Raw genomic sequence first — 24183 nt, 5'->3', positions numbered from 1 at the left:
AAATGAAAAAAATGGCAATAGTATTGATCATAGCCTCATTGGCATTGACAGCTTGTAATAAAAAAGAGGGAGGGGTAAAAACTAAGGATGAATCAAACGTAATTATGGTTATCGGGAATGAAAATTTAACTGAAGCAGAATTACAGGAAAAAATAGATACCCTGCCGGCTCAATATAAGGAGTACTCTAAATCTGAAAAGGGTAGAGCAGCTCTAATAGAGGAAATAAGTGTAAGAAAGATGTTAAAACAGGAAGCTGTAAAAACAGGAATTGAAAATACAGAATCTTATAAAAAAGATTTAGAAGGAATTAGAGAAGATCTTTTAATCAGTCATGTGGTTAACAAGAAAATAGTAGAGGGTGTAAAGTTAACAGATTCAGAATTAAAGGCTGAATATGAAAAAAATAAGGAAAATTTTAAGACACCAGAACAAATAAAAGCCGCTCACATATTAATAAATGTAAGTGATGATATGACTGAAGCTCAAAAAAAGGATGCTAAAAAAAGAGCTGAAAAAATATTAACAGAAGTTACACCATCAAACTTTAACGAGATGGCAAAAAAATATTCTGAAGGACCTACATCTGAAAATGGAGGAGAACTTGGATGGTTTGATAAAACTTCTATGGTAAAAGAATTTGCTGATGCAGCCTTTACAGGAGTACCGGAAAAAATATATGGAACTGTTGTTAAAACACAATTTGGTTATCATATAATATATATTGAAGATAAAAAAGAGGCTGGATACCTAAGTTTTGAAGATGTAAAACCATCTTTAGAAAAGGAATTATTAAATAAGAAAAGAGCTGAAGAATATAGAGCTTGGGTAGAAGACTTAAAGAAAGATTATATAAAAAAATAAAAGGTTATATAGAAAATAAAATAGGTGGCTTAGCCGCCTATTTTATTGCATTTTTTAGAGAAATAAAATACTATTAAAACTAGAAGTAAAATATAAAAGTGTAACTTTATTATTGAGTGTATACATATTAGATATTTTTTGGAGGAAAGAGATGAATGAATTTTATAAGTTAGTAGATATAATGAAAAAATTAAGAGCTCCTGATGGATGCCCGTGGGACAGGGAACAAACTATTGAAAGTTTAAAACCTTATTTATTGGAGGAGACCTATGAAACTTTGGAAGCTATGGATATAGGCGGAGAGGAGTTAAAGGGTGAGTTAGGAGACCTTCTTTTAAATATTATCTTTCAATCTTTAATAAAGGAGGAGGAAGGGGAGTTTACAATTGATGATGTGGCTAAAAAAGTCAGTGAAAAATTGATTAGAAGACATCCTCATATTTTTGCCGATGTAGAGGTAGAAGGAACAAAAGATGTTGTGAGGAACTGGGATGAGATAAAGAAAAAAGAGAAGGAACACAAGGGTAGAAAATCTGTCTTAGATGGAATTCCCAAAATTTATCCACCTTTAGCCAAGGCATATAAATTACAGGTTAAAGCTGCTAAAGTCGGTTTTGACTGGGAAGATGAAGTAGGAGCATTAAATAAATTAGAGGAAGAATTAGGTGAGATGAAAGCAGCCTATGAAAAAAAAGACAGGGAAAATTTAAAGGAAGAGATAGGAGATGTGGTTTTTACATTGGTAAATATTGCTAGAAAATTAGATATAGATATAGTGGATTCAGTGATGAAGACCAACAATAAATTTGAAGACAGATTTAGATATGTGGAAGATAACTGTGATCTAGGGAAAAGTACATTAGAAGAGATGGATAGATTATGGGATGAGGCTAAAAAGAGATAACCTTAAAAAATATTTAATTTGGAGAGGAAGAAAAAATATAGTATAAAATATTATGGAGTAGTACCTTTTTTGTAAAGGTATGGGAATTAGGAGGAACGATGCGTTTAGATAAATTTTTTAAGGTCTCTAGAATAATAAAGAGAAGACCTGTAGCGAAGACAGTATTAGATAATAAGAAGGTAAAATTAAATGGGAAAATAGCCAAGGCAGGAACTACAGTAAGTGTAGGGGACATAATTGAGCTGGAATATTTTAGTAAATATATGAAAGTTGAAATTTTAGAAGTACCTAGTGGAAATACTAAAAAAGATGAAGCTGAAGAATTGTTTAAAATACTAGAGGTAAAAGAAATAGAGATAGGTGAATAGTTATCTTCTCCTTCGATCCACGAGTATTAGTTTATTCTCAGTTGAGAAAATCTGAAATGTGGTTAAAGGAAAGATCAGCCTATAAAATATAGTAGAAAATAGTTTATTATTGAATGTATACATAAAGGAGTACCAGTGATTGTTGAGTTAGAATCAAATGCTAAGATAAACTTAGGATTGAATATAGTCGGAAAAGCAGAAAATGGATATCATCTTTTGGATATGGTCATGGTTCCTATATCCCTTTCGGATGAATTATCCATAAATTTTAAAGAGATAAAAGGAAATTTAAAGATAAATACGAATATGAAAGAAATTCCTGTTGGAAAAGATAATATAATATCTAAAATTTATATGGAATTTTACAGGGAAACAGGATTAGAAAAACAGATGATAGAGGTATATCTAAAAAAGAATATCCCATCTCAGGCCGGCCTTGGAGGAGGAAGTTCTAATGGTGCATTCTTCTTTAATGCACTGAATGAATATTATGGAACTCCTATAAATTTTCAAAGGGCAGTAGAGATAACCAAGGGAATTGGTGCAGATATTCCATTTTTCCTTTTAAACAAACCTAGCAGGGTAGAGGGAATAGGAGAAAATTTAGAAGTAATAGAAAATAATATAAAAGATAAAATAATTTTGATAAAACCAAATTTTGGTGTGAGCACTGTAGTAGCATATAAAAATTATGCTAAATTAGAAAACAAAAAAGATGCTGATATAGATAAGATTATAAAAGGAATGAGATCTGGTAATTTAGACGAGCTAGAGAATTACCTGGAAAACCATTTGGAACAGGGACTGTTATTAGAGGATAAAAATATAATCGAATTCAGAAAAAATTTAGAAAAATTAGGAAAAGCTCAAGGTATAAAGTTTCATATGTCTGGTAGTGGTAGTTGTTATTATACTTTTGTAGAAAAAGATAATATAGATCGAATTTATGACAAAATAAAAACAACAATGGAGGGCTGCAAAGTTGAAATATGTAGTTTTCTTTGAATAAACTAAAAAGGAGAGTACTAAAAATGAATATTACAGATGTAAGACTGAGAACGGTAAAAAATGAAAACGAATTAAAGTTAAAGGCTTATGCAGACATCACATTGGATGGAAGTTTTGTTATTCATGGGTTGAAGGTTATCGATGGTCAAAAAGGTATGTTTGTGGCTATGCCATCTAGAAAGATGCCAAATGGTGAATTTAAGGATATAGCTCATCCTATTACACCTGATTTAAGAAGAGTTTTAACAGAAATCGTTATAAAAAAATACAATGAAACTATGGAAGAGATACAACATAAAGAGGAAATAGATCCTGTAGAGGATTAGAAAAAATAAATAAAAAAATGCCGAAATTTATCGGCATTTTTTTATTTTAATTGGAATTCAGATTATCTAACCTGTCCATCTCCTCTAATTATGTATTTAACGGAAGTCAGTTCTTTGATTCCCATAGGTCCCCTTGCATGGAGTTTTTGAGTACTGATACCAATCTCTCCTCCAAATCCAAAGGCTCCTCCATCGGTAAATCTTGTAGAAGCATTTACATAAACTGCTGCAGAATCTACTTCCCTCAAAAATTTCTGAGTATTTTTATAATTTTCACTGATGATTGCTTCTGAATGTTTTGTAGAGTAGGTATCTATATGTTTTATTGCTTCATCTATAGAATCTACAGTTTTAATAGATAAAATAAGATCTAAATATTCGGTATTCCAGTCACTATCAGTTGTAGGGATTGCGTTGGCCAAGTATTTTATAGATCTTTCATCAGCTCGAATTTCTACTCCTAAATCTCCTAATTTTTCACCTAAGCTGGGTAGTAATTTAGAGATGCTGTCACTATGAACCAATAGAGTTTCCATAGCATTACATACTCCAGGTCTGGAAGTTTTGGCATTGACAATAATATCGATGGCCATATTTAAATCTGCATTATGATCAACATAGGTATGACACAGACCTGCACCTGTTTCTATAACAGGAACACTAGCTCCTGCAAGGATAGCTTTTTTTAAACCCTTACCGCCACGTGGAATAATTACATCGATAAGATCATTCATGGTAATCAATTCGGTTACACAGTTTCTGTCAGTATTTTCAATTAATTGAATAGCTCCATGAGGCAGACCTAATTTTTTACCTGCTTCAGTAATTACCTTAGCCAAAGCCATATTTGAGCAAAGAGCGTCTGAGCCACCCCTTAAGATAATTGCATTTCCAGATTTTAAACTAAGAACAGCTGCATCTACAGTAACATTTGGACGAGATTCAAAGATCATTCCGATAACTCCTAAAGGAACACGAATCTGTGATATTTCCATCCCGTTTTCATGTCTGAACCCACTCAAGGTTTCACCGATGGGATCATCTAAACCTATTATTGTTCTAATTCCTTGGGCCATCCCATAGATTCTTTCTTCAGTAAGAGTCAATCTGTCTATAAAAGCAGGTGTAAGTCCATTTTCTTTACCTTTAATCAAGTCTTTTTCATTTTCTGACCGTATAAATTCTATATTATTTAAAAGTTCCTTAGCCATCTCTTCCAAGATGTTATTTTTAGTAATGGTATCCATTTGAAGTAGTTTTTTCGAAGCTTTTTTAGCCAAGATACCCATATCATTCATATATTTTTTCATAATTATATATCTCCTCTATTAAAAAATAAACATGTTATCCATATGTATAACTTCATCATAATCTTTGTGTCCTAAAATATGATTGATATCAGAAGAATTTTTTCCTTTGATAAGATCTACCTCAACCTGACTGTAGTTAGAAATTCCAACGGCAATCTCAAATTCATTGCTGTCACAGATAGAAACAACTTCTCCCCTATGGAAATCGCCTTCACACTTTACAATTCCAATAGAAAGAAGGCTATTATGACTTTTGAGAGCTGTGATGGCTCCATCATCTATAAAAATCTTACCTGTTTTTGTGGTTCCATAAGTTATCCAATGTTTACGAGCATTTAATTTTATCTTAGTCTCTAAAAATAATGTTCCAATTTCCTCGCCATCCATGACATCTCCTATAATTGAAGGATCAAATCCTTTGGCGATAATCATAGGGATTCCGGCAGAAGTAACTATCTCACCAGCACTTATTTTAGTAGCCATACCTCCAGTTCCAAACTTACTTCCAGCTCCAGTAGCTATAGTTTTGATATGGTCATCGATCTCTTTAACTGTATTAATAAGGGTGGCTTTGGGATCGGTCTTTGGATTACCTGTATATAAACCATCTATATCAGATAGGATAAGTAACAGATCTGCATCTATCAAGGTAGATGTAAAAGCTGAGAGGGTATCGTTGTCCCCTACTTTTATCTCATCTACAGCTACCGAATCATTTTCATTTATAACCGGGATGATTCCCATGGAAATCAATCTCAGACAAGAATTACGAGCATTTAGATATCTTCCACGATTGGATATATCTCCCTTGGTCAAAAGCAGTTGTCCTATCTGCTTTCCATATTCAGAGAATAATTTCTGATATAGGTGGATAAGGGCAACCTGTCCTACAGATGCAACAGCCTGTTTATCTGGGAGAGTTTTAGGTCTTTCTTTTAACCCCAAACTACCCATCCCAGCTCCGATAGCTCCTGAGGTAACTAATATAATTTCATATCCTTTGTTGTGAAGGTTAGCCAGCTCACGGACTAATTTGTCTATTCTAGAAAGGTTTAATAATCCATTTTCAAATGTAAGGGTAGATGTTCCTACCTTTACAACCAATCGTTTTGTGTCTTTTAAATAATCTTTTCGAGTCATAAAATACCACCATCCAAATTGTAATTTTCTTTAAAGTATATCACAGTTTTGAATATTCGTTAAAAGTAAAAAAACCTAAAAATAACTGTGTTATTTTTAGATTTATTAATTTTATATCTTTAGAAGTTTAACCCATACATGATCTTTAGAAGTTTAACCCATACATGATCTTTATAAGTGTTATAGCAGCAACTACCTGTATTATTCCAATTGCTAATCCATATGTTATAGCTTTGGGTCCCTGGCTAAAGAGAGTACTTAATTTAACTCTCATTCCTATTCCTGCAAGAGCGATTATCTCGAATTTGGAACTTATAAAATGAAATATATTTGAAAGATCTCCGTTGAATATCCCTAAAGTTTTTAGAGTTGTAAAAATGAAAAATCCGGTAATATACCAAGGGATATTTAATTTTTTAAAGCCATTTTTTTTAGACCCTTCTAAAGTAGCTTCATTTACTTCTACCTCAACCTCAATTTCTACTTCTTTTTCAAGTTCAGCCATCTTACTGTCAGCAGAGACTTTTTTTCCTAAATAAGTAACCAAGACTACGATAAATATAATTCTTATTATCTTAAATATTGTAGCTAACTCTAATACCTCGTTATTAACTAATTGACCTGCTCCAATAACTTGCCCCACCGATTGAAGGATCCCTCCTATAAGAGCTGAGGTCATAACTGTGTCTCCATGAAATATTACTCTAGAGATAAAAGGAAGTAAAAACATCAATACGGTTCCAACTAAGTTTACTATTGTAATAGATATTCCTAGATCACTTTTTTCTGGTTTTACAACAGGAGAGACAGCTCCAATTGCCGATGACCCGCATACTGCGTTTCCGCTTCCCATCAAATATGTAAATTTTTTCTCAAATTTCATCTTTTTCCCAATCCATAGAGCAGCAGCTACAGTTATGACCATTTGAAGGATAATAAAACTTACTCCTTTAACTCCTACACTAAAAACACTATATATGTTGAGAGTTCCACCTAAAAGAACTATTGAATAAGATAATAGATTCGACTCTGAAAAAACAGATCCAGCAGCAAATTTTTCATTTTTGACTAAAGTATTCCCTAGAATAATTCCTAGTATAATAGCAAAACTTGCACCTCCTAATTTTGGGAATATCCCACCTAAAACACTTCCGATATATGCAATCACAGAACAAACAATAAATCCTGGTATAATTTTTTTTATATTCATATCTTTCACTCCCTTTATCAATATAGTTATATTTTAAGCTAACTTTAATAATAAGTAAAATACTAATTATTGATATTTAGCATAGGTTATAACTTATATATTAAAAAAAAGAGACCTCATAAGGTTAAAGTATTATAAGAAAAATAATTACTTACCCAATGAAGTCAGCATATATATTTAATTTTTAGATAGATTATATCCTTTTGAAAACTCTATAAATTTTTCTATCAATCTGGAAAACTCTTTATCCTTATGGTAGAGCAGCTTTAGACACCTCTTTATCTCTAAATTTTTTATTCGGCTCACGGTTATTTCTTTTCTTTTCTCCTCTTCTCCTATAGTTAACTTTGAAACACAAGCTACTCCCAGATCTTTTATCACTGCTCTTTTTATTGCTTCTGTTCCTCCAAATACAAAGACGTTTTTATCTCTTATTCCCATAGCATCTTCGTAAGTTTTTCTGCTTCCACTCCCTTTTTCCCTGAGTATAAAAGTTTCTTCTTCTAATTTTTTACGGTCTATTACTTTTTTCCATTTTTTATTGGGAGACGAAATTATTATAAGTTCATCTTCCCAAAGATCCATTGTTTCTAGTTCTTCTATTACTATTTTTCCTTCTATTAATCCTATATCTATATTGTTTTTTAATAAATCTTCTGATATTTCCTGGGTATTTGTAATATATAGTTCTATATCAACTTTAGGATATTCTTGTTTGAAGTCGGCTATTATATCGGGTAAAAGATATGTTCCTATAGTTGTACTAGCCCCTATCCTCAGATTTCCAGACCTGACTTCCCGCATGTCTTCCATTACTTTCTGTGATTCTTCATATAAATTTAACATTCTCAATGCATATTTTTGAAAGACCTTTCCCTCTTCTGTTATATAAAGTTTTCGCCCCAGCCTCTGAAATAATTTAACTTTCATCTCTTCTTCTAATTCTTTTATAACCTGACTTATGGAAGGCTGGCTTATATAAAGAACCTTAGCTGCCTCTGTCATATTAAGCATCTCAGATACAGTATAATAGATCTCTAATTTTCTTATAGTCATAATAGTTCCTCCTTATTAATAGGTTTATACCTATTATTTATATAGAATATAAATATTTAACTTATTCTTAATTTTAATTGTAAGATAAGTTCTGGCTCTTCAGTGAATACTATATTTAAAATATATCATTCAAAGAGCCTTTTAGTAAATAATTTAATATTAAAAATCAAGAAATATATAAGTTATTTGAGTTTAATTATTATAGTTTTAAAAAGAGAGGTTAGACATGAAAAATATTGGGTTGGTATTAGAAGGTGGAGGAACTAGAGGGGTTTATAGTACAGGTGTTTTAGATGCATTTTTAGAATATGGAATAGAAGTTCCGTATGTTATAGGAGTTTCTATAGGTGCTTATAATGGTGCAGCATATATAGCTAAACAGAAAAAGAGAAACTATAAAGTTTATACAGAATATATCAATGATGAGAGGTTGATTAATTTTAAAAGATTGATCAAAGGTGAATCTGTTCTAAATTCTAGGTTTGTTTTTGAGTTTATCAATAGAGATAAACATTTTTTCAATTATGATAATTTTTTTAATAGTAAAAATACTTTTATAAGTGTGAGTACAGATTGTATTACAGGAAAACCCGTATATTTTGAAAAAGATAAATACGAGAAAACAGATGTTGATGATATCATTAGGTCTTCTTGTTCTCTTCCTTTTTTAAGTGAGATTGTAAAATATAAAGATCAAAATTTTTTAGATGGAGGGATCGCTGATTCAATTCCTGTAAGAAAAGCGATTTTAGATGGAAATAAAAAGATAATAGCTATCCTTACCCACCCAAAAGGATTTGAAGAAAAACAAGGTTGGTATCATAAAATTTCTTCTTTTTGGTATCCAAAATTTCCTAACTTAACTAAAGCTATAAAATATAGATATCTATATTATAATGAATCGATACAAATTTTAGAGATGTTAGAAAAACTGGGGAAAGCTTATATTATTAGGCCTAAAAATATAAATGCTTCCATGATAGAGCATGATATAGATAAATTAAATAAATATTATAAGATAGGTTGGATGCAGGGTGTAGATGAGATACAAAAAGTTAAAGACTTTTTAGGGGCTTAAAACCAATCTAGATATTTTATAGAACTTTAATCTAAACCTTGATTTGTCAAGAGGAAGATTGGTTTTGTTTTGCAACTTTTCAGTTTTATTTTGCACTTTGAATGGAATTGCGAACTAAAAAAACATATGCTATACTCAAAGTACAGACTAAAGTTATTGTATGGAGGAAAAAGATGAAAAAAATATTATTAATATTTATAACTGTGACCTCTATTACTTTTAGTTCACAGATGTATGGAGATATATCCAATGAACATTGGGCATACAGAGCGATCGAAAATCTATATATAAACGGAATACTGCCTAAAGATTCTACAAGTTTTGACGGAGATAAAAATATCAATAAATATGATTTGGTTTATTATCTGTCTAAAACTTTAAACAAGATAGATGAAACAAAAGCCAGTCAGTCAGACCTATTGATACTAGAACATCTGGTCTATGATTTTTCTAACGAATTGAATAAGATGGGATTTAATACAGACCTGTATATAAAGAAGATAAAAGCCAATGAAGACAATATAGAGATGTTAAATCAAAGGGTTCGGAGTAACGAACTTGAGATTGAAAAATTAAAGTTGGAATTGGAAAAGGTGAAATAATAGATATATTGTTTATTTAGAATTAAGAAATTATAGGAGGACAAAAGATGAAAAAATTATCATTTGATTTTTCTAATAATGACCAGTTTTTTGGTGGTCACGAATTAGAATTTATGAATACTCATATTGAAACAGCTGAAAAAGCGTTGATGGAAGGTACAGGAGCAGGAAACGATTTCTTAGGATGGGTAAACTTACCATCAGATTACGACAAAGCGGAATTTAACAGAATAAAGGTCGCTGCTGACAGAATAAAAAAGCAATCAGAAGTTCTAATTGTAGTTGGAATAGGTGGATCTTATTTAGGAGCTAAATCTGCAATAGAATTTTTAACACATACATTCTACAATGAATTACCAGCGGAAAAAAGAGATACTCCAGAGATATATTTTGCAGGAACAAATATTTCAGGAACTTATTTAAAGCATTTAATAGAGTTAATTGGAGATAGAGATTTCTCAGTAAATGTAATATCTAAATCAGGTACAACTACTGAACCGGCAATAGCATTTAGAGTATTAAAGAAATTACTTATAGAAAAATATGGAAAAGATGAAGCTAAGGATAGAATCTATGCTACAACAGATGCAGAAAAAGGAGCATTAAAAAAATTAGCTACAGGAGAAGGATATGAAACATTTGTAGTACCTGACAATGTAGGAGGAAGATTCTCTGTATTAACAGCAGTAGGATTATTACCTATAGCAGCTGCAGGAATAGACATAGATGCACTTATGACAGGAGCAGCAGATGCAATGGCAGATTACAAAAAGCCATATGCTGAAAACGACTGTTATAAATACGCAGCAGTAAGAAATATTCTTCATAGAAAAGGTAAAGACATAGAGTTATTGATAAACTATGAACCTAGATTACACTACATCGCAGAATGGTGGAAGCAGTTATACGGTGAATCTGAAGGAAAGGATAATAAAGGATTATATCCTGCATCAGCAGACTTTACTGCAGACCTGCATTCTTTAGGACAATATATTCAAGATGGAAAGAGACATCTTTTTGAAACTCTTATCAATATAGAGACTCCGGAACTAGATATGGTTATTGAAGAGGATGATTTAAATTTAGACGGGTTAAACTATTTAGCTGGAAAAACTATGGATTATGTAAATAAGATGGCAGCAGAGGGAACTAGATTAGCTCATAGAGATGGAAATGTACCTAACTTAACTATCAACTTACCTGAAGCTACCCCTTATCACTTAGGATATATGTATTACTTCTTTGAGAAAGCTTGTGCAATCAGTGGATATCTTTTAGGAGTAAATCCTTTTGACCAGCCAGGTGTAGAAGCTTATAAGAGCAATATGTTTGCATTATTAGAAAAGCCAGGATTTGAAAAAGAAACTGAAGAAATTAAGAAAAGATTAAAATAATATTATAACTTTAAATAAAGAACATAAGATTAGAGACTCACTACGGGTTTACTGGTCTTATGTTTTTTTATTGATTAAAAGGCTGTATATTTTTTTGTATTATATTGTTATAATTATAGAGATTACACTTTATAAAAATTAAATTGTATAGATCTATTTTTATAACATTTTATACTTAAAGAAACAAGGAGGAAAAAGATGAAAGATTTAATTAGCATAACTGAAGTATCTAAATATTTAGGAATAACAACGAGAACAATTAGATATTACGAAGAATTAGGTCTTATAACTCCTATTCAAGAAGGAAGAGGCAAAAGGAGTTATTCTAGAGAAAATATAAAAAAATTAATGTATATAAAAGAACTCAAGGAAAAAGGATGTCCTTTAAAAGAAATTCAGGAGTTATTTGGTGGTAAATGCTGTCATGAAAAATTTAATATTTTAAGAGCAGTACATGATGAAAATGTTAAGAAGATAAAGGAGTTAAAGGAGCAGAACAATAAAATCCAGGAAGAACTTCAGATAATAGAAAAGCTAGGAGATAAAAATGATGCTTTTGAAATAAAGAAGTTTAAAAAGAAAAAATATAGATCCTTGAGAGAGAGGATACCAATTGATATAGATAGAGAGATAGAAGCTATCTGGGATTTTGGTCACAATAATAGTGTCTCAATAGGGCATTCAGGAGCTGAAATAATCTATGTAATAGAGGAAGAGAATTTCAAGCAGAAAAAATGGGAACTATTTGATTATATATATTTAGATCAAGGAAAAAAAAATAATGAGATAGAAGAGGGAAATTATCTTGTTATGTATACAAGAAATGACATTCATGGAAGAAAAGAAAGTATGAAGCTTTTTGTAGATTATATAGAAAAAAATAAGCTTGAAATAGAAGGACCGTTTTATATGGTTCCAAAAGCAAATATTCTTTGTAAATCTGAGCAGAAATTTTTAGTTATTTCAGAGTTTAGAATAAAACTTTTAAAAAAGTAGCAGAAATGCTACTTTTTTTTATGTATATTTTTATTTGTTAAATTGACTTAGGGTTAATTAAAAAATAAAAACAAATCATTGGAAGTGTTATTTTGATTAATTAATATAAGCTTTTTAGTTTACGTAGGGTAAGTTTTGTTTGACAAAAAAACAAAACTTACATATAATGCTCTTGAGAATTAAATAACTATAGAGGAGAGTAAAGATGAATAATAATGTAAAAAAAGGATTGTTTTTTGGGATCTTAGTAGGGTTTGCGTGGGGATTGGATACAGTATTGATGGGGATGGTTGGACAAAACCCAATATTGCAAGGGTTTAAATCAAGTGCATTGGTATCGGCATTCTTGCATGATGGATTTTGTTTTTTTTGGTTAGCAGTTGTTATGTTTTTCAGAAAAGAACTTATGGGAGTTTTTAAGTTATTGAAAACTAAAAAAGGTAAGGTATCTCTTTTGGCGGCAGTAGTTGGTGCTCCTATAGGAATGAGTGGTTATGTTATAGGGATTAAATATGCTGCACCGGCTTATGCGTCTAGTATCTCAGTTATTTATCCAGGTGTTGGAGCTATCTTATCTTACTTTATACTAAAAGAAAAGCTTTCTATGAGGGCAGTAATAGGAATAACTATCAGTTTAATAGGTTCGGCGGCTCTCGGATATTCAAAAGTAGATCTTTCACTATATCCCAATTTTTATAAAGGGATGGCATTTACCTGTATAGCTGTTCTTGGATGGGCATTCGAAGGGGTTATTATTGGTTATGCTATGAAAAAAATAAAAGATGAAGATAACATAAAGGCGTCACCTCAGCAGTTTCTTACGGTTAGATACCTTACATCTTTTGCGGTATATGCTTTAGTAATTATGCCGGCAGTCGGCGGATATCCCGTCGTTGCAAAAATTGCCCAGAGCAGAGATATATTATATTTTGCCGGAATAGCTATTTTAGGAGCTACAACATACCTTTCATGGTATAAGGCAGTGGATTATATTGGTGCTGCAATGGGAACAGCTCTCAACAGTACAGCAGCATTTTGGGCAATTATATTCAGCTGGTTAATATTGGGAACTGAAATAACACCTTATTTAGCAATATGTGGAGCAATAATAATTGTAGGAGTGTTTATCTTTGCTATAAACCCTAATGATTTTAAAAAGAAAAAGAATCTTGAAGTTAAAATTGAAAATAACTAAAAAATCATAAAAATTAGATATAATTTTAAAAGGAGTAAAAATATGTTAAAAAAAGATATAATTGATAATATGCAGAATATTGTTGAAAATTGTATGGGAGACTCTAAACCAGCATGTCAGTCAGCATGTCCAATGCATACCGATATAAAGAAATACGTAAGATTGATAGGAGAAGGAAATGGAGAAGAAGCTATATCTGTAATTAGAGAAAAACTTTTTTTACCAAAAATATTAGGAAGAATTTGTGCCCATCCATGTGAAAGCGGCTGTAGAAGAGGGGATGAAGATAACCCTATATCTGTTGCAAATCTTAAAAGATATGCAGCTGACAACTTCGATAACCATGAAAAATGGGATATCTCAAAAAAAGCTGAAACAGGAAAAAAAATTGCTGTTATTGGATCGGGACCAGCTGGAGCACAGGCAGCTACAGACTTAGCTAGAAAAGGTCATAGTGTAACAATTTATGAAAAACTGGATGTAGTTGGCGGAATGATGAGAGTAGGGATTCCTGAATACAGACTACCCAGACATATTATAGATGAAGAATATTCTTTACTTGAAAAATTAGGAGTAGAGATCAAACTTGGGGTAGAAATCGGAGTGGATATAGAATTTGAAACTCTTAAGAAAGAAAATGATGCTGTGATTTTAGCTGTTGGAAAACATGTAGGAAGGGTAGATAGAAGGTTAGAAAATTATGATGCTGAAGGAATTTATTCTGCAGCAGAGTATTTAAAAGAGATTTCTTTAATAAAAGATGTTAGGGGTGCAGGAAAAAAAGTAGCGGTTATTGGTGGCGGAGATGTTGCCATGGATTGTGCCAGAGCGTCTCTTAGAATTGAAGGAGTAGAAGAAGTTTATGCTGTATGTCTAGAATCTACTTATGAAATCATGGCTTCATCTACGCATGAAATCAAAGGTGCATTAACAGAAGGTGTTAAGATAAATCTTGCTGTAGGAACTAATAAGATAATTGCAGATAAGGATGGAAGAGTAAGCGGACTTGAAGTTAAAGAGTGTGTATCTATTTTTGATGAAGATAAAAGATTTAATCCGAAATTTAATGAAGAAAATAAAAGAATATTAGATGTAGATACAGTAATATTTGCTATAGGACAAGGTGTAGATTCATCTTTTGATAAAGAAGATAGAATAGCTAAAAAAGGTAATGGAACATTTGAAACCGATGAATTTACATTACAATCAGTAAGTGATGAAAAAGTCTTTGCAGCAGGGGATTGTGCTTCGTCATTTGTAGTAATTGGAGCAATGTCAGAGGGAAGAAGGGCAGCTACTTCTGTAGATAGATTTTTAAAAAAACAGTCTATATCTGAAGGAAGGATAAAAGAGGAAGAGATGTCGTGTGAGACAAAACTTTATATACCTACTGAATACCTTTCAGAAGGATGGGATTTGGCTGAAAAAGTAGAAAGAGTATCTGTAAATGAATTAAACCCATTAGAAAGAATAAAATCTTTTGATGAGGTAGAATTTTCTTTTACAAAGGAGCAGGCAGAAAATGAAGCCAACAGATGCCTTCAATGTGAATGTAAACTTTGCATGAAGGAGTGTATGATGATGGGAGAATATACATCGTGCCCGAAAGAACTATTTGAAGAATACCTGGAAAAAGGATATGAAAACATGGATATGAATATAGCTTATTCATGTAATGAGTGTAGTCAATGTACTATAAAATGTCCAAATGATTTTAAAATCAGGGAAAATTTTATGGATATGAGAAAAGGTTATGTAAAAACTAATGATGGTCTTTCACCACTTTCTGGACACGATGCTTTAGATGATGGACAGGAGTTGGAATGCAGTAAAAAGTATTCGGTAACAATTAAATCTGAAAAGAAAACTAAATATGTATTGGTACCTGGATGTACAGTATCTGCGTCACTACCAGAACATATCGAAAACACACTCCTACATATGAAGGAAGTATTGGGAGAAGAGGTAGGAGCAGTACTTCAATGTTGTGCAAAACCAACTCTGATAATTGGAGAGGAAGAACTATTTGAAGAGAGATTTTCTCGTGTACAAAACGAAATTGACAGCACAGGGGCAGAAATAATAGTAACATTATGCCCATCTTGTTATATGACTTATGATGAATGTGCAACTCAAGAAGTTATTTCTTATTGGGACCTTATGAAGGAAAAGATAGGTGTTCCAAAAGAGCAAAAGAAAGTAGGGGAACCTTCAGATGTAATATTTAATATTCACGATGCCTGTCCTACAAGAAATATTGGATCACATCACGAAAGTGTTAGATGGATATTGGAGGAATTAGGCTATAATTATGAAGAGATGAACAACATCAAAGAAAACACAAGGTGCTGTGGTGTAGGTGGAATGTTAGGTTGTATAAATGAAAATCTCTATAAAGATATAGTAGATAGAAGAGTTAACGATGCTACCCAAGATCATATTATTTCTTATTGTGGTTCATGCAGAGGATCTATGGAATTAGGCGGGCTGGATTCACTTCATATATTGGATTTAATTCATGGAGATTGTTATATGAAGAGAGATGCAAAAAAAAGAAGTGGTAACTATGGTTTTCATAATAGATTAGATGCGAAGAAGAGATTGAAAAAATATACAAATTAAAAACTAAAAAAAGTTCTCTTAGGAGGACTTTTTTTTTTAGAATTTTTTTATTCTTCACATTAACTTCACAAAGGTCGGTTATTATATCTATATAAAGAGAAGTAAAAAAAATTAAATCAGGGAGTGATTAAAATGAAAAAGAAAATAATAGTAGGTTTATTAATGGTATCAGCACTATCTTTCGGAGCTGGAAATAATAACGTAAAAAATATTAATAACAATGGACAAAGAGGAACTTACCATACTCAAATGATGAGTAACTTATCGGAAAAACAACAAACAGAATTAACTAAGACGATGGAAGATAGAAGGGAAGCTAACTACAAAAAAGGTTTGGATATAAGATCTAAACAATTGGAATTAGAAAAACTATTAGCAGAAGATAAGGTGAATTGGAAGAGTGTAGAAAGGGTAAACAAGCAAATATCGGATATGAAAGCTAAGCAAAGATTGGATGGTATGAAATTTAGAAGTGATATAGAGGGGAAATATGGAATCTCTATGGGTCATAAGGGAATGAGAGGTAACTGTGGATCTACAGGTGGGAAACATATGAAGAACGGGCATATGGGAAATGGCAACCACATGAATGGTGGAAATGGATACAGAAATAACTAAGATTAAATAAATAAAAATAGGAGCTCTCAGGGGCTCCTATTTTTTTATCCCATTAATTTTTTCAAATATTTGAAAAAATCCTTCTTATGTTCTTCAGATGTGATACAGACATTGGAAAACATCTCCATAATCTCTTGGTTAGTACTGTTAAGAGCTGATTTTACAGCCAGGGATTGATTTAATATATCGCCACAATATTCTCCATTTAGGAGCATTTTTTTCATTCCTTTTACCTGACCTTCAATTTTATTTAATCTGGTAATAATACTTTTTCTGGCTTCTATTATCTCCTCGTCATTTAATTTTGAGATGGTACAGATCAGATCAAGATCCTGTTGCCAAGATTTTAATCCACCTTTCATTTCAAAGATATTTTCAAACCCTAAATCAGTCATCTCGATACATGCCTCTTTACTTATATGTCCAACGGCACAATAAATAAGATATGTTTTTTTTCTGTCTAGTTTTTTAATTTCTCTTTTGAAGATACGTGGTTTTTCAAAGTCTATCAAGATAGCACCATCTAACCTTCCTTCGTATAAAAATTCCTTTTCAGTCCTCACATCGATGATAACAAGGTCACTTTCTTTTGTTATCAGTTTTTTTGTTTCTTGAGGGGTAATAGAGTTGTATATAGTTGTCATTGTTTCGTTTTTCATAGATAAATACCTCGTAAATTAGATTTTAATAATAAAGATATTATAACCTCAGGATTACTTTCTGTCAATTTAATGAAAATTAAAAATAATTTTAAAGATTGTTAAAAAAATCTACAAGGCGCTTTTATTCTGCAAAATAGTAAACCAATATAAAAAAATCTAAATTTAAAAACCTTTGTTTTTATCAGTGTTTTGGAGAAAGTTGAGTACTGAAAAAGGAAAAAATGAACTAATTCAATATACATATGTATAAATCATAGTAAATACGCTTGACTCTCTATTTCTAATTTGATATACTGGTAGAGGGTATAATAAATTAGAAAAAGTTAATATAGATGTGAAAAATAATACAATGAAAAGCAGGAGGAGTACAATGAGCAAAAGAATACTAGTAGTAGGTGGAGTAGCAGGTGGAGCATCATCAGCAGCAAGATCAAGAAGATTAGATGAAAATGCAGAAATAATAATGTTTGAAAGAGGTCCGGTAGTATCGTTCTCAAACTGTTGTTTACCATATCATATCTCTGGTTTAGTTGAGCAGGAAGAAACATTAATCTTAATGACACCAGAAAAATTTAAAGGTCAATATAAGATAGATGCAAGGGTAAACAGTAATGTTATATCTGTAAATACAGAAGCTAAAACAATTGAAGTAGAAAATACTTTAACTAAAGAAATAACCACTGAAAAATATGATGCACTAGTAGTATCTCCTGGAGCAGATGCCATCGTACCTCCGTTCAAAGGATTAGATAAAATAGATAATTTTGTATTAAAGACAGTACCTGACGTTTCTAAGATAATGAAGTTTGTAAAAGCTAAAAACCCCAAGCATATCACTGTAGTAGGTGGAGGATTCATAGGGTTAGAAGCAGCTGAAAACTTGAGAGAAACAGGGATCGAAGTTACTTTAGTAGAGGGAACTGATCAAATAATTCCATTTGTAGATAAAGAGATATCTTATTTTGGACAAGCTGAAATGGTAAAGCATGGAATCGAAGTAGTGTTAGAAGATCTTGTAGAAGGTTTTGACACTAAAAAAGTATTGTTAAAATCTGGAAGAGAGATAGAAACTGATGGAGTAATCTTAGCTATAGGAGTAAGACCATCTACTGGATTCTTGAAAGATTCAGGAATAGAATTAACTGATAGAGGATATATAGTAACTAACGATAACTATGAAACAACAGCAAAAGATGTCTATGCAGCAGGAGACGCAATATTAGTTAGAAACCAGTTAACTGGAAACTTATGTCCATTGGCAATGGCAGGTCCTGCTAATAAGCAGGGAAGATTAATTGCTGACAGAATAAACGGTAGAGAAATAAAAAATAATGGTTATATCGGGTCAGGAGTAGTTAAGTTATTTGATATGAACATAGCTTCTACAGGATTATCTGAAAAGATGTTAAAAGACTCAGGAATCGACTATGAGGTAGTATATGCAGCACCTCCAGGAATAGTAGGAATAATGCCAGGGGCACATTTAGTATTCTCTAAACTGTTGTTTGAAAAGAAAACAGGAAAAGTATTAGGAGCTCAGTTCGCAGCAACAGGAGCACCCGATAAGAGAGCAGATGTAATAGCAACTGCAATAAAAGCTGGTATGACAGTAGAAGATCTATTTGATTTAGAATTAACTTATGCTCCTTCATTTGGAACTGGTAAAGATGTAGTAAACAAGATTGGATACATCGGTTCAAACTTAAATGAAGGTGCGTTTAAGCAGGTAACGTTTATGGAAGTATATGACTTATTAAAAGCTGGAGAGCAGGTTATTGACGTTAGAGAAATTTGTGAATATGAAGAAGGACACGTAAAGGGAACTGTAAATATTCCTATGAGTGTTATGAGAGACAGATTAGATGAACTGGACAAAACAAAGACAGTATACGTTCACTGCAGAACAGGTGAAAGAAGTTATAACATGACATTGATGCTTCAGGCAAATGGTTATGATGTTAAGAATGTTGCAGGAAGTTATGAATTCATAAAGATGTATGAAGAGGTATCTTGTTATAACGATAAAGCAAGGGAAGAAATTATGATAGGTGACTGTGTTGATTGTTGCGGAACTTTAGAAAAAGCAAAGTTATAATAAAAATTATTGGTTTGAATAAATAAAATAGGGGGAAGGAAAACCTTCCTCTTATATTTTATAATATATAACGTGAAAAAAAATACAAAATTTAATTATTATTTTAGGAGGTTTGAAAATGAAAAAGGGTCAAAATTTGGCAGGATTAATAGTACTAATACTAATGTTAATTGTAGGTAAAACAATGCTAGGAAGCTCAATGTTATTTTTTAGATTATTGGCGGGAGCTGGATTTGGATATGCATTAACTAGAGGATTTATGGGGTTTGCAGGATCTGTAAACAGAGCTTACAATACAGGTTCAACAAAATTAATGAGAATATTAGCTTATATGTTCTTAGGTACATCTATTTTATCGGCAGCATTTCTTTATAATGCAGATGCCAGTTCATACGATCTTTGGGTAAACCAAGTTAACTCTGGGTTAATCCTTGGTGGAATCATGTTTGGATTTGGTATGACATTCTCAGTTTGTTGTGCATCAGGAGTTTTAACAGACGTTGTTACAGGATTTTCAAGAGGATTCATTACTCTTATCTTCTTCGGTATGGGTGTTTTCTTAGGATTCCCTTTCCAAAGAGCTGCAACTTGGGTAAAAGAGGCTGGAATTTCAACAGATTGGATCAGAAAATCATGGTTTACGTCTGAAACAGGTGCAAAGTTGTATAATGGAGTTTATTTCCCGGATTTATTTAAATGGGATGGATTAGACGGGTATTTAGGAGCGGTTCTATTAACTTCACTACTTTGTGGAATAGTAGTATATATGTCTAAAAAATATGAATCTTCTAGAAGAGTATCTGGAACTTTTACAGGGGTACCTAGTGAATTAGAGCAAGTTAAGATCGCCACACAAGATAAAGATAGTAATAAAGAGTTCAAATTATTAAGTGAAGAAACATACACAAGATTATTTGTTACACCGTGGTCTATGAAAGTAGGAGCAGCGGTAATAGCTGTTATATTCACATTATTAATGGGTGTAACTAAAGCTGGATGGGGAGCTTCTACACCTTACGGATGGTGGTTCGGAAGATTCTTAATGGTATTTGGAATATCACCTGAATCATTATCTAACTTTACTAATTTCCCGGTAAAATTCTATACAATGCCATTTTTCGATCATCCAATCAATGTTCAAAATATTGGAATTATGGTAGGAACAATAATTTGTTTACTTTTAGCTGGAACATTTAAGAGTACAGCAACAAGCGAGATCAAAATCACATTTAAACAAGCGGCTCTATATGCTATGGGTGGAATATTAATGGGATTTGGAACTAGACTTGCAAATGGTTGTAATGTAGGAGCATTATATACTCCAATTGCAAACTTCTCACTATCTGGATGGGTTTTCTTTGCTGCTTTAGTAGGTGGAGGAATCTTAGGAAACAGAGTTGCAGTAAAAATAAAATAGTATTTTATTCATTCATAGTGAATGAGTAAAGACTATATAAAATCTTGACCCTAGTCAGGATTGCAAGATTAAAAAATAGCAAAAAAAATATAAACTATAAAAAATATGTTTGACAAATATAACTGAAATAGATATACTAGTCTCAACATAAAAATATATGAATGAAGATAGAGGTTGCAAACCTTAGGAGTATTTTGGAGGAGTCGGATAGATTTTGAAACCAAAAGAAAGGAAGTTTTGCCGAAATTTAAGATTTGTCGAAATCTTAAGTTGGGACTATGGATAATATCTGTGGTACTGTCATTATCAGATGATAATGGGGAGCTGTCGAATGATTTTAAGATAAAGACCTATTATACATAATTGTAGGTTTATAAATTAGAGTTATCGGTAGAGATCCGATAACTCTTTTTTTTGAGTTAAAAGATCTCCTTTCTTCAAAACACTTAGGAGGAAAGATATGAGAGGTATAATAATTGTATTGTTGTTAGGAGTTATGAGTAGTTTAGGATTTGGAGCAGATTCATCAGAGGCGGCGTTAAACTTAGGAGCGTGGACACTTCTGCCACCAATTATAGCTATAACTTTAGCTTTTATAACTAAAAATGTAATTTTGTCATTATTTATAGGGATCTATTCAGGGTCATTCTTATTGGGGATAACTCAGGGGAAAAATTATCTATTTAGTTTAATAGGAGGTTTTTCCGATATAACCAATAGAATAATCGGATCTATGGCAGATTCATGGAATGCAGGTATAATCTTACAATGTTTAACTATCGGTGGATTGGTAGCATTGATCTCTAAGATGGGTGGAGCAAGAGCTGTAGCAGAATCTTTGGCTAAAAGAGCTAAAACTCCTAGATCAGCTCAATTGATCACTTGGGTTATGGGGTTATTTATCTTCTTTGATGACTATGCTAACGCACTTATTGTTGGGCCGATTATGAGACCTATAACAGACAAGATGAGAATATCGAGAGAAAAATTAGCATTTATAATAGATTCAACAGCAGCACCTATTGCAGGGATAGCACTTATCTCTACCTGGGTAGGATATGAGATATCAGTAATAAAAGACGGATATTCACTTATAGGAATGGAAAATATAAATGCATACAGCATCTTCGTACAGACAATTCCATATAGATTTTATAATATTTTGATGCTGGTATTTGTGGCATCTACAGCATATTTCTTGAGAGAATTTGGTCCTATGGCTAAGGCTGAAAAGAGAGCCAGAACAACTGGTCAGGTGACAAGTGGTTCGGCAGCTAAAGTTAGTCCAGAGGAAGCTAAGATGATAGCTCCTAAAGAGGGAGTAGTACTTAACATATGGAACGCTATCATACCAATTATGGTATTGATCATAGGTTCATTTGTAGGTTTCTATCTTAATGGAAAGGGTTACTTAGAGGGAGCGGTACTTGAGACTGTAAATAATTCTCCACTATCGTTCTATGCTATCAGAGAAACTTTCGGAAATGCAGATGCTTCATTGGTAATATTCCAGGCAGCATTATTCGCATCCATCGTAGCTATCGTTATGGGAATATCTAAAAAAATATTTAAGTTTTCAGAGGCTATCGATACTTGGGTACATGGAATGAAATCATTGGTAATAACAGGAGTTATATTATTATTAGCTTGGTCATTGACTTCTCTGATAAAGGAATTAGGAACATCTGTATACCTGGTAAATGCATTGGCTGGAACTATACCAAAAGCAATTCTGCCATCTATCATATTTATCTTGGGATCGGTAATTGCTTTTTCTACAGGAACATCATATGGAACTATGGGAATATTGATGCCGCTGGCAATACCATTAGCTAATGCTATCGGTGGAGCTGCTGGGTTATCGGGAGAAACACTATCATCATATATAATCATGAGTATAGGAGCGGTTCTTACAGGAGCTATCTTCGGGGATCATTGTTCACCAATATCTGACACGACTATTCTTTCATCTATGGGAGCTGAATGTGATCATATAGAGCATGTAAAAACTCAAATTGTATATGCACTTGTAGTGGGAAGTATCACAATATTATTTGGATATTTACCAGTTGGAATGGGAATATCGATCTACGCTGTTTTACCTGTATCTATAATAGCTACTATACTTGCTGTAAGATTTTTAGGTAAATCTGTAGAGGAAGTGTCGGAGACAAGAGAAGAAGTGGAATTAGTATAAAATTTAGCAGACCTAGTCGGAGTTCCGACTAGGTTTTTTTTATTTTGAATGATAATTATGGTATAATAAAATGATAAAAAACTAGTGTAATATAGATTGGGGGAAAAAATGAGGATATTAATAATAAGGCTGAGTTCTATAGGGGATGTTATATTAACCACCCCAATCCTAAAAAAATTAAAGGAAAAAAATAAAAATTTAAAGATTGATTTTATAGTTTTGGATAAATTTAAAGATGCTATAGAGGGGAATCCCAATATAGATAATCTGATTATCTTTAAAAAAGATACAGATGACGGAATAAAAAATATAAGGCATTTTTCAAAGATATTGAAAGAAAATAAATATGATTATGTATTTGATCTGCATTCTAAGATAAGATCTAGATTGATCACATTTTTTTTGGGAGAGAAAACTTTCAGGTATATAAAAAGATCATTATATAAAACTATCCTTGTAAAATCTGGATTGATTAAATATAGAGCTGATAATACCATAGTGAAAAACTACTTTGATGCCTTCAAAGTTTTAGGGATAGATTACAATGGAGAAGATTTGGAGTTTAATTTTTCTGAAAAGGATGAAGAAAAAGTAGAGAGCTATAAAAATTATGTGGTGTTCGCACCGGGAGCTTCTAAAAATACTAAAAAATGGACTGTAGAAGGATTTGGTAAACTAGCTCAATTGATAAAAGAGAGATATAAGACAGAGATAATTCTGATCGGAAGTCCTAAAGAGAAGGAAGAGTGTGAGGAAATTAATAAAATAAGTGGGAACATCTGTATAAATCTGGCTGGTGAATTAAGCCTGAAAGAGAGTGGAGCATTGTTATCCAAAGCTAAATTTTTAGTGACCAATGATTCGGGACCATTTCATATCGGACGTGGAGTTAAGACCAAGTCCTATGTGATATTCGGCCCTACAGATCCAAATATGTTTGAGTATGATGAGTTAGGAGTTTTGATCTATGGAAATGAACCATGTTCTCCGTGTTCATTACATGGAGATAAAAAATGTCCTAAAGATCATTTTAATTGTATGAAAAATATAAGTGCTGAAGATATAATAAAAAGAATAGAAAAAAAATAAAAATCGAGGAATTCCCTCGATTTTTTTAATAGA

21 protein-coding genes and 1 riboswitch are annotated in these 24183 nt (G+C 32.1%); of the genes, 16 read left to right on the top strand and 5 right to left on the bottom strand.

Features of this window, described 5'->3' with window-relative positions; genetic code table 11:
* Positions 1-2: 2 nt before the first annotated feature.
* The 5 genes from K337_RS0101130 to spoVG all read left to right on the top strand — a co-directional run bounded on the left by K337_RS0101130 (position 3) and on the right by spoVG (position 3469).
* Positions 3-863, top strand: a complete 861-nt coding sequence (locus K337_RS0101130) for a peptidylprolyl isomerase (protein ID WP_028854970.1) — start codon at positions 3-5, stop codon at positions 861-863.
* Between the two features lie 151 nt (positions 864-1014).
* Positions 1015-1767 (top strand): nucleoside triphosphate pyrophosphohydrolase, encoded by a 753-nt coding sequence (gene mazG / locus K337_RS0101125; RefSeq protein ID WP_028854969.1) that lies wholly within the window; start codon positions 1015-1017, stop codon positions 1765-1767.
* 98 nt (positions 1768-1865) lie between these two features.
* A complete protein-coding gene (locus K337_RS0101120) occupies positions 1866-2135 on the top strand; it encodes an RNA-binding S4 domain-containing protein (RefSeq protein WP_028854968.1) in 270 nt (89 codons plus the stop codon).
* Between the two features lie 135 nt (positions 2136-2270).
* A complete protein-coding gene (ispE, locus tag K337_RS0101115) occupies positions 2271-3140 on the top strand; it encodes a 4-(cytidine 5'-diphospho)-2-C-methyl-D-erythritol kinase (protein ID WP_028854967.1) in 870 nt (289 codons plus the stop codon).
* Positions 3141-3166: 26 nt separating this feature from the next.
* Entirely contained in the window at positions 3167-3469 is a 303-nt protein-coding gene (spoVG, locus tag K337_RS0101110; RefSeq protein ID WP_028854966.1) for a septation regulator SpoVG, read from the top strand.
* 62 nt (positions 3470-3531) lie between these two features.
* Here the strand turns inward: spoVG and K337_RS0101105 are convergent, their stop codons facing one another.
* The 4 genes from K337_RS0101105 to K337_RS0101090 all read right to left on the bottom strand — a co-directional run bounded on the left by K337_RS0101105 (position 3532) and on the right by K337_RS0101090 (position 8185).
* A complete protein-coding gene (locus tag K337_RS0101105; RefSeq protein ID WP_084140754.1) occupies positions 3532-4779 on the bottom strand; it encodes a glutamate-5-semialdehyde dehydrogenase in 1248 nt (415 codons plus the stop codon).
* Positions 4780-4797: 18 nt separating this feature from the next.
* Positions 4798-5919: a glutamate 5-kinase gene (gene proB, locus K337_RS0101100; RefSeq protein WP_028854964.1), complete on the bottom strand. Its 1122-nt coding sequence runs from the start codon at positions 5917-5919 to the stop codon at positions 4798-4800.
* A gap of 145 nt (positions 5920-6064) precedes the next feature.
* Entirely contained in the window at positions 6065-7129 is a 1065-nt protein-coding gene (locus K337_RS0101095) for a YeiH family protein (RefSeq protein WP_037029037.1), read from the bottom strand.
* Between the two features lie 177 nt (positions 7130-7306).
* Complete coding sequence (locus K337_RS0101090; RefSeq protein ID WP_028854962.1) at positions 7307-8185, bottom strand: LysR substrate-binding domain-containing protein; 879 nt, start codon at positions 8183-8185, stop codon at positions 7307-7309.
* Between the two features lie 226 nt (positions 8186-8411).
* Between K337_RS0101090 and K337_RS0101085 the strand changes: the two genes are divergently transcribed.
* The 7 genes from K337_RS0101085 to K337_RS0101055 all read left to right on the top strand — a co-directional run bounded on the left by K337_RS0101085 (position 8412) and on the right by K337_RS0101055 (position 16690).
* Positions 8412-9263 (top strand): patatin-like phospholipase family protein, encoded by an 852-nt coding sequence (locus K337_RS0101085; RefSeq protein WP_028854961.1) that lies wholly within the window; start codon positions 8412-8414, stop codon positions 9261-9263.
* Between the two features lie 173 nt (positions 9264-9436).
* Complete coding sequence (locus tag K337_RS0101080) at positions 9437-9865, top strand: hypothetical protein (protein WP_028854960.1); 429 nt, start codon at positions 9437-9439, stop codon at positions 9863-9865.
* Between the two features lie 47 nt (positions 9866-9912).
* On the top strand, positions 9913-11259 hold the full coding sequence (locus K337_RS0101075) for a glucose-6-phosphate isomerase (protein ID WP_028854959.1): 1347 nt from the start codon (positions 9913-9915) through the stop codon (positions 11257-11259).
* A 198-nt stretch (positions 11260-11457) separates the two neighbouring features.
* Entirely contained in the window at positions 11458-12255 is a 798-nt protein-coding gene (locus K337_RS19030) for a MerR family transcriptional regulator (RefSeq protein ID WP_051251551.1), read from the top strand.
* A gap of 205 nt (positions 12256-12460) precedes the next feature.
* Positions 12461-13450 carry a DMT family transporter gene (locus K337_RS0101065; RefSeq protein ID WP_028854958.1) on the top strand — a complete coding sequence of 330 codons (990 nt, stop codon included), beginning with the start codon at positions 12461-12463 and terminating at the stop codon, positions 13448-13450.
* Between the two features lie 42 nt (positions 13451-13492).
* Positions 13493-16072 carry an FAD-dependent oxidoreductase gene (locus tag K337_RS0101060; protein ID WP_028854957.1) on the top strand — a complete coding sequence of 860 codons (2580 nt, stop codon included), beginning with the start codon at positions 13493-13495 and terminating at the stop codon, positions 16070-16072.
* Positions 16073-16204: 132 nt separating this feature from the next.
* Entirely contained in the window at positions 16205-16690 is a 486-nt protein-coding gene (locus K337_RS0101055; protein WP_028854956.1) for a Spy/CpxP family protein refolding chaperone, read from the top strand.
* A gap of 44 nt (positions 16691-16734) precedes the next feature.
* Here the strand turns inward: K337_RS0101055 and K337_RS0101050 are convergent, their stop codons facing one another.
* The gene (locus K337_RS0101050) at positions 16735-17349 is read right to left on the bottom strand and encodes a metal-sensing transcriptional repressor (RefSeq protein WP_211226074.1); all 615 of its coding nucleotides are present in this window, start codon (positions 17347-17349) and stop codon (positions 16735-16737) included.
* Between the two features lie 373 nt (positions 17350-17722).
* On the opposite strand from K337_RS0101050, the gene K337_RS17410 reads away from it, so the two are divergent.
* The 4 genes from K337_RS17410 (at position 17723) to K337_RS0101030 (ending at position 24150) form a co-directional block, all read left to right on the top strand.
* Positions 17723-19447: an FAD-dependent oxidoreductase gene (locus tag K337_RS17410; protein WP_051251550.1), complete on the top strand. Its 1725-nt coding sequence runs from the start codon at positions 17723-17725 to the stop codon at positions 19445-19447.
* Between the two features lie 118 nt (positions 19448-19565).
* Positions 19566-20864 carry a YeeE/YedE family protein gene (locus tag K337_RS0101040; protein WP_028854954.1) on the top strand — a complete coding sequence of 433 codons (1299 nt, stop codon included), beginning with the start codon at positions 19566-19568 and terminating at the stop codon, positions 20862-20864.
* A 160-nt stretch (positions 20865-21024) separates the two neighbouring features.
* Positions 21025-21199, top strand: a riboswitch (Lysine riboswitch).
* 125 nt (positions 21200-21324) lie between these two features.
* Positions 21325-23061: a Na+/H+ antiporter NhaC family protein gene (locus K337_RS0101035; RefSeq protein ID WP_028854953.1), complete on the top strand. Its 1737-nt coding sequence runs from the start codon at positions 21325-21327 to the stop codon at positions 23059-23061.
* A 96-nt stretch (positions 23062-23157) separates the two neighbouring features.
* A complete protein-coding gene (locus tag K337_RS0101030) occupies positions 23158-24150 on the top strand; it encodes a glycosyltransferase family 9 protein (RefSeq protein ID WP_425414004.1) in 993 nt (330 codons plus the stop codon).
* Positions 24151-24183 lie beyond the last annotated feature (33 nt).

This window comes from Psychrilyobacter atlanticus DSM 19335, from assembly GCF_000426625.1.
In the GTDB taxonomy this organism is placed as follows: Bacteria; Fusobacteriota; Fusobacteriia; order Fusobacteriales; family Fusobacteriaceae; genus Psychrilyobacter; species Psychrilyobacter atlanticus.
Note: the sequence above shows the minus strand (reverse complement) of the source record. Positions and strands in the feature narration are given on the sequence as shown.